This window comes from Paraclostridium tenue (genome assembly GCF_039521565.1).
GTDB lineage: Bacteria > Bacillota > Clostridia > Peptostreptococcales > Peptostreptococcaceae > Paraclostridium > Paraclostridium tenue.
This window is the reverse complement of the sequence record NZ_BAAACP010000009.1, coordinates 61,452-78,009: the sequence shown is the minus strand read 5'-3', so window position 1 is coordinate 78,009 and position 16,558 is coordinate 61,452. Positions and strand designations below refer to the sequence as shown.

The 16,558-nt window shown below is 28.8% G+C and carries 16 protein-coding genes; 14 read left to right on the top strand and 2 right to left on the bottom strand.

Annotated features, from left to right (window positions below; genetic code table 11):
* Positions 1-67 precede the first annotated feature (67 nt).
* Positions 68-697 carry a redox-sensing transcriptional repressor Rex gene (locus ABFX13_RS08720; RefSeq protein WP_147547409.1) on the top strand — a complete coding sequence of 210 codons (630 nt, stop codon included), beginning with the start codon at positions 68-70 and terminating at the stop codon, positions 695-697.
* Positions 698-743: 46 nt separating this feature from the next.
* On the opposite strand, the gene ABFX13_RS08715 is transcribed toward ABFX13_RS08720, so the two are convergent.
* Entirely contained in the window at positions 744-914 is a 171-nt protein-coding gene (locus ABFX13_RS08715) for a DUF362 domain-containing protein (RefSeq protein ID WP_346045017.1), read from the bottom strand.
* Positions 915-1,091: 177 nt separating this feature from the next.
* On the opposite strand from ABFX13_RS08715, the gene ABFX13_RS08710 reads away from it, so the two are divergent.
* The 12 genes from ABFX13_RS08710 (at position 1,092) to pyrE (ending at position 14,489) form a co-directional block, all read left to right on the top strand.
* Complete coding sequence (locus ABFX13_RS08710; protein WP_346045015.1) at positions 1,092-2,174, top strand: CapA family protein; 1,083 nt, start codon at positions 1,092-1,094, stop codon at positions 2,172-2,174.
* 163 nt (positions 2,175-2,337) lie between these two features.
* Positions 2,338-4,239: an anaerobic carbon-monoxide dehydrogenase catalytic subunit gene (cooS, locus tag ABFX13_RS08705; protein ID WP_346045013.1), complete on the top strand. Its 1,902-nt coding sequence runs from the start codon at positions 2,338-2,340 to the stop codon at positions 4,237-4,239.
* A complete protein-coding gene (locus ABFX13_RS08700; RefSeq protein WP_346045010.1) occupies positions 4,232-4,702 on the top strand; it encodes a 4Fe-4S dicluster domain-containing protein in 471 nt (156 codons plus the stop codon). The genes cooS and ABFX13_RS08700 overlap by 8 nt, the downstream gene beginning before the upstream one ends.
* The gene (locus ABFX13_RS08695; RefSeq protein ID WP_346045008.1) at positions 4,677-5,909 is read left to right on the top strand and encodes an NAD(P)/FAD-dependent oxidoreductase; all 1,233 of its coding nucleotides are present in this window, start codon (positions 4,677-4,679) and stop codon (positions 5,907-5,909) included. Before ABFX13_RS08700 ends, ABFX13_RS08695 begins: the two co-directional genes overlap by 26 nt.
* Before the next feature lie 60 nt (positions 5,910-5,969).
* Positions 5,970-6,779 carry an ATP-binding protein gene (locus ABFX13_RS08690; protein ID WP_346045006.1) on the top strand — a complete coding sequence of 270 codons (810 nt, stop codon included), beginning with the start codon at positions 5,970-5,972 and terminating at the stop codon, positions 6,777-6,779.
* Between the two features lie 131 nt (positions 6,780-6,910).
* A complete protein-coding gene (locus ABFX13_RS08685) occupies positions 6,911-8,197 on the top strand; it encodes a Glu/Leu/Phe/Val family dehydrogenase (protein ID WP_346045004.1) in 1,287 nt (428 codons plus the stop codon).
* Positions 8,198-8,659: 462 nt separating this feature from the next.
* A complete protein-coding gene (locus ABFX13_RS08680) occupies positions 8,660-9,919 on the top strand; it encodes a C40 family peptidase (protein ID WP_346045002.1) in 1,260 nt (419 codons plus the stop codon).
* Positions 9,920-10,158: 239 nt separating this feature from the next.
* Positions 10,159-11,085 carry an aspartate carbamoyltransferase gene (gene pyrB, locus ABFX13_RS08675; protein ID WP_346045000.1) on the top strand — a complete coding sequence of 309 codons (927 nt, stop codon included), beginning with the start codon at positions 10,159-10,161 and terminating at the stop codon, positions 11,083-11,085.
* A complete protein-coding gene (locus ABFX13_RS08670; protein ID WP_346044998.1) occupies positions 11,078-12,241 on the top strand; it encodes a dihydroorotase in 1,164 nt (387 codons plus the stop codon). The genes pyrB and ABFX13_RS08670 overlap by 8 nt, the downstream gene beginning before the upstream one ends.
* The gene (locus ABFX13_RS08665) at positions 12,241-12,933 is read left to right on the top strand and encodes a dihydroorotate dehydrogenase electron transfer subunit (RefSeq protein ID WP_346044996.1); all 693 of its coding nucleotides are present in this window, start codon (positions 12,241-12,243) and stop codon (positions 12,931-12,933) included. The genes ABFX13_RS08670 and ABFX13_RS08665 overlap by 1 nt, the downstream gene beginning before the upstream one ends.
* Positions 12,926-13,828, top strand: coding sequence for a dihydroorotate dehydrogenase (locus ABFX13_RS08660; protein ID WP_346044994.1), 903 nt, complete (start codon positions 12,926-12,928; stop codon positions 13,826-13,828). The genes ABFX13_RS08665 and ABFX13_RS08660 overlap by 8 nt, the downstream gene beginning before the upstream one ends.
* A gap of 76 nt (positions 13,829-13,904) precedes the next feature.
* The gene (gene pyrE, locus ABFX13_RS08655) at positions 13,905-14,489 is read left to right on the top strand and encodes an orotate phosphoribosyltransferase (RefSeq protein ID WP_187006578.1); all 585 of its coding nucleotides are present in this window, start codon (positions 13,905-13,907) and stop codon (positions 14,487-14,489) included.
* 43 nt (positions 14,490-14,532) lie between these two features.
* Here pyrE and ABFX13_RS08650 read toward each other — a convergent pair whose 3' ends face one another.
* Positions 14,533-15,417, bottom strand: coding sequence for a LysR substrate-binding domain-containing protein (locus tag ABFX13_RS08650; RefSeq protein ID WP_346044991.1), 885 nt, complete (start codon positions 15,415-15,417; stop codon positions 14,533-14,535).
* 135 nt (positions 15,418-15,552) lie between these two features.
* On the opposite strand from ABFX13_RS08650, the gene ABFX13_RS08645 reads away from it, so the two are divergent.
* A complete protein-coding gene (locus ABFX13_RS08645) occupies positions 15,553-16,557 on the top strand; it encodes a YeiH family protein (RefSeq protein WP_346044988.1) in 1,005 nt (334 codons plus the stop codon).
* The last annotated feature ends 1 nt before the right edge of the window (position 16,558 follow it).

Here is a 16,558-nt window from a genome sequence, read left to right as displayed (position 1 = left end):
TACTATGTTAAAAAAATAGCATAGATTAGACGAAAATAGGGATTATGACTATACAGGAGGTGATGACATGAGTAATAGAAATATTTCTATGGCTGTAATAAGAAGATTACCTAAATATCATAGATATCTTGGAGATTTATTAGATAGAGATATACAAAGAATATCATCTAAAGAGTTAAGTGATATAATAGGATTTACAGCATCTCAAATTAGACAAGATTTAAACAACTTCGGTGGTTTTGGACAGCAAGGATACGGATATAATGTTGAAGAATTATACAATGAGATAGGTAAAATACTAGGTTTATCTAGAACATATAATTCTATTATAATAGGTGCTGGTAACTTAGGACAAGCAATAGCAAACTATTCTGGATTTACAAAAGCAGGATTTAAAATAAAAGCTTTATTTGATGCAAATCCAAGAATGATAGGATTAAAGATTAGAGATTTTGAAATACTTGACTCTGAAAGTATCGAAGAATTCGTAGAAGAAAATAATATTGATATAGCAATTTTATGTATACCTAAAAATGGAGCACAAGATGTTGTAGACAGACTTGTGAAAGTTGGTATAAAAGGTATTTGGAATTTTGCTCCATTAGATTTAGAAGTTCCAAATGATGTTATCGTTGAAAATGTAAATTTAACTGAAAGTTTATTTACTCTATCATATCTTATGAACGAAAATAAATAGTATAAAAAAACTACCTACAATGTAGGTAGTTTTTTTATACTATTTATTATTCAGGTTGTGGAGCATCTACAGGACAAACTCCGTTACAAGCACCACACTCAACACAAGCGTCTGCATCTATAACGTATTTGTCATCTCCAGCAGATATACATCCAACTGGGCACTCAGCTTCGCAAGCACCACAGCTTATACAAGCATCATTAATTTTGTAAGCCATTTTTAATCTCCTCCTAATATATATAAATAATATGTTCAATAGTATTATAGCAAAAACAAATCGATATAACAATAAAGACATTGTATACAGCAGGGAATTATATTTATAATAAGTACAAATTTAGTCTATATAATGCTATATTAAATATGTACTTACTATTAAGGGGGGGTAGTATTTTTGTGTAGAAAAATTAATAAAAAGAAGTTAATACTTTTAATATCTATTTTGATTATTTTACTATCATCTATCTCTATTAAATTATTTTTTAATCAAAAATCAAATCACAAAATCACCGAAGAAAATAATAAGAAAAATGAAGTTATAGAGAATAAAGTTAAAAAAGAAAGTGTAACTATAAGTTTTGCAGGGGATGTAACTATGGGTAATTATAAAGGTGCATCATATTATGGTTCATTTGATCATGAATTTGAAAATCAAGGACAAGAATATAGTTACTTTTTAAAAAATGTATCAGATATTTTTTCAAAAGATGATTTAACTGTATTAAACTTAGAAGGACCACTTACAACATCAGATAATGCCAAGATTAAAAAATTTGCCTTCAAAGGAAATCCATCCTATGTTAATATACTTAAAAGTGGAGATGTAGAAGCTGTTAGTATAGCAAATAATCACTCAGAAGACTACAATGAAGAAGGCATGAGACAAACTAAATTTATTTTAGATGAAAATAATATAAAATATTTTGGCTTAGGTGAAAAAAGTATAATCAATGTAAAAGGAATAAAAGTTGGATTATTAGGATATAATGGATGGCCAGAAAATTATAATAAAGAGTTTTTAGATTCTATGAAAAATGATATAAAAAATATGAAAAAAGATGCAGATATAGTTTTACCATATTTTCATTGGGGAACTGAAAGAAAATATTACCCAGATAAAGAACAAATAGATTTTGCACACTTTGCAATAGATAATGGTGCAGATGCAGTTTTAGGAAGTCATCCTCATGTTATGCAGGGTATAGAAAAATATAAAGGAAAGTATATTGCTTATAGTTTAAGTAATTTTTGTTTTGGAGGAAATAAAAATCCAAAGGATAAGGACACCTTTATATATCAACAAACATTTAATTTTGAAGATAATAAGTTAGTAAGTATTGAAAATCCTAATATAATTCCATGTTCTATATCATCTACAAATATTAAAAATAATTATCAACCTACTCCAGTAAAAGGAGAAGAGGCAGATAGAATACTAAATAAATTAAAGGAAATCAGTAATAATCTAAATAGTTAAGTTTTAAATGAGTTATTTTGAAATAAAGATTTTATAAAATTTTTATGTTTTAAAATAACTTTTTTTATTTTCTGAAAATTTTTAAAAATAGTGTTTAAGGAATAACAATATATGGTATATAATAAATTGAATTAATAAAACTTTATTTTTAGGGGGATAAAATATGTCTTGTATTAGTTGTAAAATGTGTGAAAGCGCAGATAAAAAGTTAGAAAGTTTTGTTGCTTCTAAGGATGTGGAAACTGCATTTCATAGAACTGAAGATCAAAAAGTTAAATGTGGTTTTGGACTTCAAGGAGTATGTTGTAGATTATGTGCAAATGGTCCATGTAGAATAACACCTAAGTCACCAAGGGGAATATGTGGAGCTGATGCAGATACAATAGTTGCTAGAAACTTTTTAAGAGCAGTTGCTTCGGGAGCTGCATGTTATTTACACGTTGTTGAAAATACGGCTAGAAATCTTAAGAAGTTAGGGGAAAGTAAAGGAGTAATTAAGGGAGAGAAAACAATAGATGAATTAGCACAAATTTTTGAAATTGAAGCTAATGATAGACATGAGAAGTGTATAAAAGTAGCTCAAAAGGTTTTAGATGATTTATATAAAGCTAGAGATGAAAAAATGGAATTAGTAGAGAAAATAGCTTATACGCCAAGAGTTAAAAAATGGAAAGAAATAGGCATAATGCCAGGAGGAGCTAAGTCAGAGGTATTTGATGCTATAGTTAAATCATCTACAAATTTAAATAGTGACCCAGTTGATATGTTAATAAATTGTTTAAATTTAGGAATTTCTACTGGACTTTATGGATTAACACTAACAAATCTTTTAAATGATGTGATTCTAGGGGAACCAGTTATAAGAACTGCTCCAGTAGGATTTAGAGTTATAGATAAAGATTATATAAATATAATGATAACAGGACATCAACACTCAACATTTGCTCACTTCCAAGATAGATTAAAAGACGAAGAAATAGTCAATTTAGCAAAGAAAGCTGGAGCAAAAGGATTTAGATTAGTTGGATGTACTTGTGTAGGTCAAGATTTACAATTAAGAGGAGAACATTATCAAGAGGTTTTTGAAGGTCATGCTGGAAATAACTTTACGAGTGAAGCTGTTCTTTCAACAGGTGCAATAGATATGATAGCGTCAGAATTTAATTGCACGATACCGGGAATAGAACCAATAGCAGATAAATATAAAGTTAAAATGATATGTTTAGATGATGTAGCTAAAAAGGTTAATGCTGAATATGTTCCTTTTGATAGAGAAAATATAGAATTAATTACAGATAGATTAATAAATGAAGCGCTACAAAGCTACAAGTCAAGAAGAGGTGAAGTTGAAATAGATATACCAAGTGACCATGGACACGATGTTTCACTAACAGGTGTAAGTGAAAAAAATTTAAAAGCTTTCTTAGGAGATTCATGGAAACCATTAATAAATTTAATTGCAGAAGGAAAAATAAAAGGAATTGCTGCTGTTGTTGGATGTTCAAATATGACTGCAAAAGGGCATGATGTATTTACTGTAGAATTAACTAAAGAACTTATAAAAAGAGATATAATAGTTTTATCTGCAGGATGTTCAACAGGAGGACTTGAGAACGTTGGATTAATGTCACCTGGAGCAGAAGATTTAGCAGGTGAAAACTTAAGAGAAGTATGTAAATCTTTAGGGATACCACCAGTTCTAAATTTTGGACCATGTTTAGCTATAGGAAGACTTGAGATAGTTGCGACTCAAATTGCTAATGAGTTAGGAATAGACATTCCTCAATTACCACTAGTTCTTTCGGCACCACAATGGTTAGAAGAACAAGCTTTAGCTGATGGGGCATTTGGTTTAGCTTTAGGATTACCACTTCATTTAGCATTACCTCCATTTATAACAGGTGGAAAATTAGTAACAGAAATTTTAACTGAAAAGTTAAAAGATATAACAGGTGGTCAAGTAATAGTAGATTCAGATGTTATATCTTCAGCAGATACTTTAGAAAAAATAGTTATAGATAGAAGGGAAAAACTTGGTCTAAAGGAAGTGGAATGTTATGCATAGGATTCTAATTAATAAAGAATTATGTATAGGATGTAAAAGTTGTGTTTTAGCTTGTATGTTAAGACATGATTTAAAAAAAGATATATATTCTTTAGACTTAGAAGACTTAAATAACGATAGTAGAAATCATATAGAAATAGACAAATATAATAAGCCTGTTCCTATTGTTTGTAGGCATTGTGATACTCCTGAATGTGTATTAACTTGCATGAGTGGAGCTATGAAAAAAGATAAAGATAGTGGAATTGTCAGTTACGATAAAGAGAAATGTGGAGTTTGTTATATGTGTGTTATGGCATGTCCATATGGTCTTTTGAAACCTGATGATAAAACTAAACAAACTATATTAAAATGTGATATGTGTGAAAGTATAGGATATCCCAAGTGTGTAGCTAATTGTCCTACTGGAGCAATAATGCTACAGGAGGAGGTTAGTAATGAAGTATGTAATTCTGGGTGCTAGTGCAGCAGGTATAAATGCTATTAAAGTGTTAAGAGAATTAGATGAAAATGCTCAAATAACATTAATATCAAAAGATGAAAACATCTATTCAAGATGTATGCTACATCATGTAATATCTGAGCATAGAACTTTACAAAATTTAAACTTTGTAGAAAATGATTTTGATAAAAAGCATAATGTTAATTGGATTAAGGGTTGTAGTATATCTAGCATAGATATAGAAAATAAATTTGTATCTATTTTGGAAAATGATGAAAAGATACCTTACGACAAATTACTAATAGCGACAGGGGCTTCATCTGCAATGCCGCCTATAAAAAATTTAAGAGAAGCTAATTTTGTTTATGGACTTAGAAATATTGAAGATGCATATAAAATAAGAGAAAAATCTAAAACTTGTAAAAAGGTAGCTATATTAGGTGCTGGACTTGTTGGAATAGATGCATTAGTTGGGCTTTTAGAAAATTATAAAATAAAGATTGATGTAATATATAGAGAACCATTTATATTAAATAGACAACTAGATGATTATTCGGCATCTGTATATGAAGATGGATTTAAAAATCAAGGCGTAAAATTTTATCCAAATGCATCTGTAAAAGAAATTTGTATCGATGAAAATAAAAATGTTACGGGCGTTTTATTAGAAGATGAAACTCATATACCATGTGATATGGTAATTGTAGCTACAGGAGTTGTTCCAAATGCAAGTTTCATAGATAGTAGCATTATAAATTATGATAGAGGAATAAAAATAAATAATAGGTGTGAAACAAATGTCAAAGATATTTTCGCAGCAGGCGATGTAGTAGGAAAAAATGCTATATGGCCTTTAGCTGTAAAACAGGGTATAGTAGCTGGATATAACATGGTTGGTAATGAAAAAGAAATAGATGATGAGTTTATTTTTAGAAATACTATGAACTTTTTAGGTATACCTACAGTTTCGTTAGGGAGAGTAGATATAATTGATGAGAACTCTATAGTCAAAGTTAGAAAAGATAAAGAAGGGTATAAAAAGTTTATAATAAAAGATAATATACTTACGGGTGCTATAATACAAGGAGATATATCTTATGTAGGTGTATTTACTTATTTAATAAAAAATAAGGTAGTAGTTAATGATTTAGAAAATAAAATATTTAGTATAGGATATTCAGACTTCTTTTCTATTAAAGGAAATGGAGAGTTTTGCTATAATATATGATATTAAAGGCTATAGATTTAATCTATAGCCTTTAAATATATAAGGATATAGGAGAAATCTATGAAGGTTTATGCACTAGTAGGAGAAAGTGGCTCAGGAAAAAGTTATAAAGCTTTAGAACTAGCATATGATTATAATATAAATTACATAATAGATGACGGTATATTAATACACAATAACAAAATAATTGCAGGATTATCAGCAAAACAAGCGAGTACTAAAACTCAAGCTGTTAAAATAGCTATATTTAATAATGAAGAACATAGAAATAATGTAAAAGAAAAGTTGTTAAAAGAAGAGATTGATAAAATTTTAGTTATAGGAACATCTGATAAAATGGTAAATAAAATTATAAGTAGATTGGGGTTAGAAAAGATAAATAAAACTATTTATATAGAGGATATATCTACAAAAGAAGAAATAAATGCTGCAAAAGAATCAAGAAAAGCAGGGAATCATATAATTCCAGTTTCTACTTTAGAAGTAAAACCTATTGCTAATGGTTTAAGTATAAATCCTGTAAAAAAGTTATTTAAAAGAGAAAATAAAGAAACTATTATTGTAGAAAAGACAATGATAAGACCTACCTTTAGTTATATTGGAAAATTTTATATAAGTAAAAACACTATTAATCAAATAATATTTTATGAGTTATCAAAATTTAAAGATATACACAAAATAAATAATGTAAAATTTGAAAATGAAAATGGAAAATTAAATGTTTTTATTGCATTAGAATTTAATGAATTTGAAGGTGTTATGAATGTTTTTGAGCTTCAAAAACATATAATAAAGTATTTATATGAAATTACTTTAATAAATATAAATAAAATAGATATAAATATAAATAAAATAAAATATGTTAAATAAAAAACTAATAAAAATTATATACAAAATTAAAAAAAACTATGCTATAATCAAAATGTATCATAAGGAAAATGTTTTCAGTTAAAACAAACAAGGGGATATAAAATTATAAATATTTTAAGGGGGCTTTTAAAATGGCTGAAAAAACTTTAAATGTTCTAGAGATAGCAAGATCTCAAGTTAAAACTGCTTGTGATAAGTTAGGGGCTGATCCAGCAGTATATGAAATATTAAAAAATCCAATGAGAGTATTAGAAGTATCATTCCCAGTAAAAATGGATGATGGAACTGTAAGAACATTTACAGGATATAGATCACAACATAATAATGCATGTGGACCATTTAAAGGTGGATTAAGATTCCATCCAGCAGTTTGTATGGATGAAGTAAAAGCATTATCTACTTGGATGACTTTCAAATGTTCAGTAGTAGGTATACCATATGGTGGAGGAAAAGGCGGTATGGCTATAGACCCTACAGAGTTTTCTCAAGGAGAATTAGAAAGAATATCTAGAGGATTTGCTAAAGCTATAGCTCCAATAATAGGGGAAAAAGAAGATATACCAGCTCCAGATGTTAATACAAATGGACAAATAATGGCTTGGATGGTTGATGAATATGCTAATGTTACAGGTGAATTCCAACCAGGGGTATTTACTGGAAAGCCAGTTGATTTTTACGGATCTTTAGCTAGAACTGAAGCTACTGGATACGGAGTTGCTACAATGGCTATGGAAGCTGCTAAGAAAAAAGGAATAGATGTATCAAATGTTACTGTAGGTCTTCAAGGATTTGGAAATGTTGGAAGTTTTGCTGGTATGTACATAGACGAAGCCGGCGCAAAAGTTATATATGTAGAAGATCATACAGGAACTATATATAATAAAGATGGAATAGATATGAAAGCTTTAATGGCTTATAATAAAGAACATAGATGTATAAAAGGATTCCCAGGAGCTGAAGCTGTAGATACAAGTGTAATAACTACAGAAGTTGATATATTAATGCCTTGTGCTTTAGAAAATCAAATAACTTCAGCTAATGCAGGAGATATAAAAGCTAAAATAGTATGTGAAGGTGCTAATGGACCAACAACTCCAGAAGCAGATCATATATTATTTGAAAAAGGTATTACATTAGTACCTGATATATTAGCTAATAGTGGTGGAGTTACAGTTTCTTATTTTGAATGGGTACAAAACCTAATGAGATATAACTGGACTTTTGATGAAGTTCAAGAAAAACAAAGAGCTTTAATGATAAAAGCATTTGAAGAAATATGGGCATTAGCAGAAGAACGTAATGTAGAAATGAGAACTGCTGCGTATATGATGTCTATAAAGAGAATAGCTGATGCTATGAAATTAAGAGGATGGTATACAGAAGCTCCTGCTAAAGAAGTAGCTACATCTTTAGTTTAATTTGTAATATAGAATATAAAATTTTAAGATTTTAAATAAAAAGTGTGTATTCTTTTAATTGACATAAAGAGAATACACACTTTATTTTGCTATATAACAAAAAAGAACACAAAAAAAGTACATAGAAAACAAATCAATGTACTAATATATGTTAAAATATCCAAAATTATTTACTTTTTGGAAAATATAGTATATAATAATGATAAAATGTATATTAAGGTTATTTTTGGATAAAATAAATAAGTTTTAAATTTTCAATATTATATACAAGGTATAAGTTAACTATTGTTTAATATAAGAATACTATATAATTTGGACCAATTATTTACAAAAAAGTTACAAATTATGAAATATAAATAAATAAAAAATATCTTGTGTATTAGTATTTTATCCTACATAGGTTTCATCTATGAAAATAACACGTAAGAAAACTTATGGTGAATTTTTGGAGGGAAAAACGTTATGAAGAGAAAAATATTAGTACCAGTGTTTGCGTCATTTATGGCATTATCGATGAATGGGATAGCTCATGCAGATGATACAAAAGCTGAAAAAGCAACAGATAAGAAAAAAGTTAATGAAAAGAATATAATAGACTTAGAAAACTACAAAGATGTAGATTACAAAGTTGCTGTTGTAAAAGATGGAGTAGGAGTAAAAGTAAGACAACAAGGTTCTGTTCAAACTATAGCATATGCAGGGGATGAATTTAAAATAGTTGGAGAGCAAGATGGATGGTATAAAATCCAATTAGATGATAATACTGAAGGATGGATAGCATCTAGATTTGTTGATGTTAAAGGTGCTGATGCATATGTAACAGCAGATAAAGTAAACTTAAGAAAAGATGCTCATGTAGAATCTGATATTCAAGATGAATTAGGATTATCTACAAAGGTTGAAGTATTAGGAACTCAAGATAATTGGGTAAAAGTTAAAAATGGAGATAAAGAAGGATATATAAGAGATTTATATGTATCTGACAAGGCTCCTGTAGTAGAAGAAGAAACTCAAGATGAGTCTCAAAATCAAAATGATGGACAAGCTGTAGATAATACACAAGCAACTGAAAATACTACAACTAATAATGATAATAACGATAGTACTGACAATAATAGTACTACTGAAAATAATACAACTAATAATGATAACAATGACAAAGAAGATAACAATAGTAATGTAAATAACAATACTAATGTTAATAAAGATCAATCTTCAAATGATAATCAAGTTTCAAATTCTGTACAAAAACCAGCAGAGAGACCAGCAGAAAAGCCTGTACAAAAACCAGTGCAAAAGCCGGTTCAAAAGCCAGTTGAAAAACCAGAAGAAAAGCCAGTTAATAATTCAAATGCTGCAAGTGCTGTAGTAAATTTAGCTTACTCTAAATTAGGTTCTCCATATGTATGGGGAGCAGAAGGTCCAAATAGATTTGACTGTTCAGGACTTACATCATATGTATTTAGAAATGCAGCAGGAATATCTTTACCAAGAACTTCATCAGCTCAATATGGAGCAGGAAGATCTGTTAGCAAAGCTAACTTACAACCAGGAGACTTAGTATTCTTCGCTACTGGTGGTGGTGGAGTAAGCCACGTTGGTATATATGTTGGTGGAGGTAACATGATACATGCACCACAAGAAGGTGATGTTGTTAAAGTAAGTAACATAAACTCATCTTACTGGCAAAAAACTTACGTTGGAGCTAAGAGAGTATTATAATAATAGAAATTTAGAGGATATAACTTAAAACTTATAGTTAATTGGAAAATATACATGTACATGTATATTTTCCTTGGCTATTTGGATTATGTATGTCCTTTTTTTATACACATAAACAGTATATAAAAGTTGAAAGTTATATTGACATCGTTTACCAAAGGTGATAAGCTACTATAAAAGAAAAAATTAAAAAACTTTTAAATTTAGTCCAGAGAGGCTAAAAAAGGAGGACATATAAGATGAAATTAAAAGGAAGAAATTTAATCCAACCAGAAGACTTTTCGATAAATGAAATAGATGAAATTCTATCATTATCTCAAAATATAATTGACAATCCGTCAAAATACTCACGCGTTTGTGAAGGAAATTTACTAGCGACTTTATTTTATGAACCATCAACAAGAACAAGATTTAGTTTTGAAGCTGCAATGAATAGATTAGGTGGAAGAGTTATAGGATTTTCAGAACCAAACTCATCATCCACAGCCAAAGGAGAAACTTTAGAAGATACCATGGAAACAGTATCTTGTTATGCTGATGCAATAGTTATGAGACATCCAAGAGCCGGTTCAGCTTTGGAAGCTTCAAGATTCGCTAGAGTACCATTTATAAATGCAGGAGACGGAGGAAATCAACATCCAACTCAAACACTTACAGATATTCTTACAATAAAATCACTTAAAGGAAAATTAGAAAATCACACTATTGGATTATGTGGAGATTTAAAAAATGGAAGAACAGTACATTCGTTAGTAAAAGCTATGTCAAGATATAAAGATACTAAGTTTGTATTTATAGCACCTGAAGAATTAAAGATGCCAGATTATATAAAAGAAGCTATAAAAGGTCATGATTATATTGAAACTAATAATCTAGATGAAGTTATAGGAGACTTAGATGTACTTTATATGACTAGAGTTCAACAAGAAAGATTTGAAAATAAAGATGAATATGAAAGATTAAAAGATTATTATATATTAACTACTGAAAAAATGAAAAAAGCAAAACTTGATATGTTAGTTATGCACCCACTACCAAGAGTAAATGAGATAGATACAGAAGTTGATGAAGATAAAAGAGCTGTTTACTTTGACCAAGCTAGATTCGGTATGTACGTAAGAATGGCTTTAATAATGAAACTTTTGGGGGTAGATGCAAATGAATAAGATTTTAATAAAGAATGTACGAATAGTTGATGCGAATAAAGACTTTAAAAGCGATTTACTTATAAAAGAGGGTAAGATTTCTAAAATTGATAAAAATATAGATTCAATAGATGCAAAAATTATAAATGGAGAAAATTATATATTAATGCCTTCGTTTATAGATATGCATACACATTTAAGAGATCCAGGATTAACTCATAAAGAAGATTTAGAAACGGGACAAAAGGCCGCTTTAAAAGGTGGATTTACAGTATTATGTCCTATGGCAAATACTAAACCAGCTTGTGACAATAAAGAAACTATGGAATATATCTTAGATAAAGCTGAAAAATTAGATTTATGTGATATCAATCAAGTATGTGCAATAACTAAAAATCTAGAAGGTCAGGAAATGATAGACATAGAAAGTATGAGAAAATACACTCAATTATTTTCTGATGATGGATATACGCTTCATGACGAGGATATAATGAAAAAAGCTTTAAAGCTTTCAAAAGAACTAGATTTTAAAGTATTAACTCATTGTCAACCAGAAGAAATAATAGTAAAAAGAGATTTAAAACTTCTTGAGGAAGTTGAGGGTAATCTTCATATATGTCATATTAGTTTAAAGGAAACTTTAGAAGAAATAAAAAAATATAAAAATAATGGACATAAATTTACTTGTGAAGTAGGACCACACCATATATATGGATATGGATTAGACTACAAAGTAAATCCATCTTTTGCAAAAGAAGAAGACATGAAATATCTTATCCAAGGAATTAAAGATGGATATATAGATATGATTGGAACAGACCATGCACCTCATACTGAAGAAGATAAGAAAAATGGTTCACCTGGGATATCTAATATAGAGGTAGCTTTTGGCATGGTAAATAAGGTATTTAGTGAAAATGGAATTTCTTTAAATAAATTAAGTGAAATGATGAGCTTAAATCCTGCCAAGCTTTTAGGATTGAATCAAGGGTTAATTGAAGAAGGGTTAAGAGCAGATTTAGTTTTAATAAATCCGGATTGTAATGAAGTTATAGATACAGAAAAATTCATATCTAAAGGTAAAAACAATCCGTTTGATAAGCAAAAAATTGTCGGGAAAGTACTAATGACAATAAGGAATGGAAAAATTATGTACGACATAAAGGGGGATATGTAATGTATAAAATTTTAGAAAATAGATATATTGGGGAAGACATGTATTTTATGAAAGTAAAAGGGAGCTTCAAAGCTAAAATGGGTCAGTTTTATATGTTAAGAGCTTGGGATACATATCCTTTATTATCAAGACCGATAAGTGTACATGATGTAGATGAAGAAGGTATATCTTTTTTATACAAAGTAGTTGGAGAAGGTACTAAAATTTTAAAAAATTTAAAACCTGATGATACTATTAAGCTAGAAGGTCCATATGGGAATGGATATGAAAAAGTAGAAGGAAAAGTTGCTTTAGTAGGTGGTGGAATCGGAGTAGCACCACTATACTTAGTAGCTAAAAATATTAAAAATTGTGATGCGTATTTAGGATTTAGAAATGAAGCTATATTAGAAGAAGAATTTAAAGAAGTTTGTAATGAAGTAAATATAGCATTAGGGGATACATTTGTTACAGATATATTAGATGTTGAAAAATATGATTATATATTAACTTGTGGACCAACACCTATGATGGAAAAACTAGTGAAAATGACAGAAGGAACTAATACTAAAATAATGGTTTCGCTAGAAAATCATATGGCATGTGGTGTAGGAGCTTGCTTAGTATGCACATGTAAAACAAAGTTTGGAAACAAAAAGACATGTAAAGATGGTCCAGTGTTCTGGGGAGAGGACGTGATATTTAATGGCTAATTTAAGTGTTAAATTTGGGAATATAGAGTTTAAAAATCCTTTAATTATGGCATCAGGGACTTTTGGGTTCGGAAAAGAATATGCAGAAATTTATGATATAGAAAAACTTGGAGGAATAAGTAGTAAAGGTCTTACTCTTGAAAAAAGAGATGGAAATAAAGGTATGAGAGTTTTTGAAACTCCATCAGGAATGATGAATAGTGTAGGACTTGAGAATCCAGGAGTTAAAGGCTTTATAGAAAATGAACTTCAATTTTTTAAAAAGCTTGATACAGTAAAAATTGCAAATTTAGGTGGCGGAACACTAGATGACTATATAAAAGGAGTAGAACTGTTAAATAATCAACCAATAGATATGATAGAACTAAATATATCTTGTCCAAATGTAAAAGCAGGTGGAATGGCATTTGGAATAAAAAATGAGGTTGCAAGAGAAGTTGTAAGATCAGTAAGAGCAAAAACTACACTTCCTTTAATAGTTAAGTTATCTCCAAATGCAGAGGATATAGTTGGAATGGCTAAGGTTTGCGAAGAAGAAGGTGCAGATGGGATATCTTTAGTAAATACATTTAAGGCTATGGCTATTGATATAAATAAGAAAAAGCCAGTATTTGAAAATACATTTGCTGGCTTATCAGGTCCTGCAATAAAGCCAATAGCCCTTAGAATGGTACATGAAGTTTGTAAAGCTATAAATATTCCTGTTATGGGTATGGGAGGAATTACAACTTGGCAAGATGCAATAGAGTTTATAATGGCTGGAGCGACATGTATTCAAGTTGGAACAGCAAACTTTATAAATCCTAGAATAGGACTTGATATTATAGAAGGAATAAAGAAATACATGGAAGAAGAAGGAATAAATTCTTTGGATGAAATTAGAGGAATTATTTAATAAAAATTTATATAAAAGACTTTTTATGGAATAAAGTAAAAATATCAAATTTAAGGTTAAAAGGGAGAATAAAATTATGAGTAATGTAAATGTTGTTGAAATATTAAAAGAATGTGATGCTTTATTAGAAGGACATTTTTTACTATCTTCAGGAAAGCATAGTAATAGATATGTACAATGTGCAAAGGTATTAAGATTTCCAAATCAAGCAGAAAAAGTCTTAAGTACAGTAGTTGATCAAATAAAAGATTTAGATATAGATTTAGTTGTTGGACCTGCTATGGGAGGTGTTATAGTTTCATATGAATTAGGAAGACAATTAGGTAAAGAATCTGTGTTTACAGAAAGAAAAGATGGACAAATGCAACTAAGAAGAGGATTTGAGGTTAAGCCAGGAGCTAAAATAATAATAGCTGAAGATGTTGTTACTACTGGAAAATCTACTATAGAAACTAAAAAAGCACTAGAGGCTTTAGGTGGAGAAGTTATAGGTGTTGCTTGTATAGCAGATAGAACTAACCATGATATAGGAATGCCTATATATAGTGCTATAAAATTAGATATACAAGTTTATGAATCTGATAATTGTCCATTATGTAAAGAAGGAAAAGAGGAATTAGTTAAGCCAGGAAGTAGAGAATTTAAAGAATTAGGAATGTAAAAATAAAGTCATAGATATTTTTAAAATATCTATGACTTTATTTTTATTTATTTAAACATGTATATTTTTCAAGTTCATTTATAAATAAAGTTGTTGTATTTGAAGGCTTTATTCCTTTTGGAGTAATAAAAGAGAAAGATCGATTATATGTGTCATCTAAATTTACAGTACATAAAGCATCTCCTTCTGAATCTGTAACTAGTTTAGATAAAATAGATATACCTAAATTATTTTTTATGGCTTCTTTAACAGTGTGATTACTTCCTAACACCATTATTTGTTTTGGGGTTATTTTGTTATTACTTAAAAATATGTTTAAATATTCTCTAGTTCCAGAACCTTCTTCTCTAAAAATCCATTTTTTATTTCTTATAGAATCCAATGTAAAATTTTTTGAATCAATTTCAGCTTTAGGTGAGAATGTTAGGACCATTCTATCTTCAAAGAAGAAAATTTGATTAAAGTCAAAAGAAGAAAGACTTCCTTCTACTAATCCAATATCTAAATTTGAACTTTTAACTTTTTCACAAATTTTATGAGTGTTTTCAACTACCATTTCAATTTCTACATCAGGATATTTTGTTGAAAATAAAGTTAAAAAATCTGGAAGAAAATATTCTGCAATTGTAAGGCTAGTACCTATTTTTATATGGCCTTTTATAGAATTAGATATACTGCCCAATTCATCCTTAATTGATTCTATTGATGTTATTATCTCTCTAGCTCTTTTGTATAAAAGATAACCATTATCAGTTATAGATATATTTTTTTGTTTAATAGATCTGTTTATAAGTATTGTGTTAAAGTAATTTTCTAAATGTTTTATATGTGTACTTACTGTTGGTTGAGATAAATTTATACTTTCTCCAGCTTTAGTAAAGTTTTGGTGTTCTACAACTGCTATAAACGTTTTAAATTCTTCTATCAACCTTAAAACCTCCTTGTTTTAAATAATCATTAAAAAAAGTAATGATTATTATGATATATATCTATTTTACCAATAATAATAAGTTTGGTATACTACTTCATATAAAAAGACAACAAGTTTTAGGAGAGGTTATATATGGATAAAATAAAAAAAATATTACCAGGATTAGTGGTATCTATAATAATAGGATTTATTAGTATATTTTTAGCTAAATTTGTACCGAGTTTAGGAGCAGCAACTATTTCTATATTTCTTGGAATGATATTAGGAAATCTATTCTTAAACAAAAAAGTATTTCATGATGGATATAAATTTTCAGAAACAGAATTATTATCATATTCAATAGTTCTTTTAGGAGCCACGTTAAGTATATCTACAATAATGGAGCTAGGATTAGGTGGAATAATATTTATAGTTATACAAATGGCAGTGACTATAGTTGGAGCTATATATATAGGTAAAAAGTTAGGATTTAGTGAAAACTTTAGATATTTAATGGCAAGTGGAAATGCAGTTTGTGGATCATCTGCAATTGGAGCAACTGCACCAGTTATAAATGCTGATGATAAGGAAAAAGGAATAGCAATTACAATAGTTAATGTAACAGGTGTTGTTTTAATGTTATTACTACCATTATTAGCAGGAGTGTTATACAAACATGAATTAATGAAGACTTCAGCTATAATAGGTGGAACTCTACAATCAGTAGGTCAAGTTGTAGCTAGTGGAGCGATGGTTAATGAAGCTACAAAAGATTTAGCTACTATATTTAAAATAGTGAGAGTTATATTACTAGTTGTTGTAGTATTTATATTTGGACATTTAAAAAATAAAACTAATGCAGAAATTATAAAAGAAGAAGAAGTTGAAATATCTAATAAAAAAATTGAAATTCCTTGGTATGTAATAGGATTTTTTATAACATGTGCATTATTTTCTATGAATTTAATACCAATGGAATTATCTCACGCAGCTAAAGAATTAAGTAGTAAATTAGAAATAATAGCATTAGCAGCAATTGGACTTAGAGTAAACTTTAAAGATCTTATAAAACAAGGTAAAGAAGTTTCATTATATGGATTGTTTGTAGGTATATTACAGATAGTAACAGCAATAGTACTAATAGCTATATTATTATAAA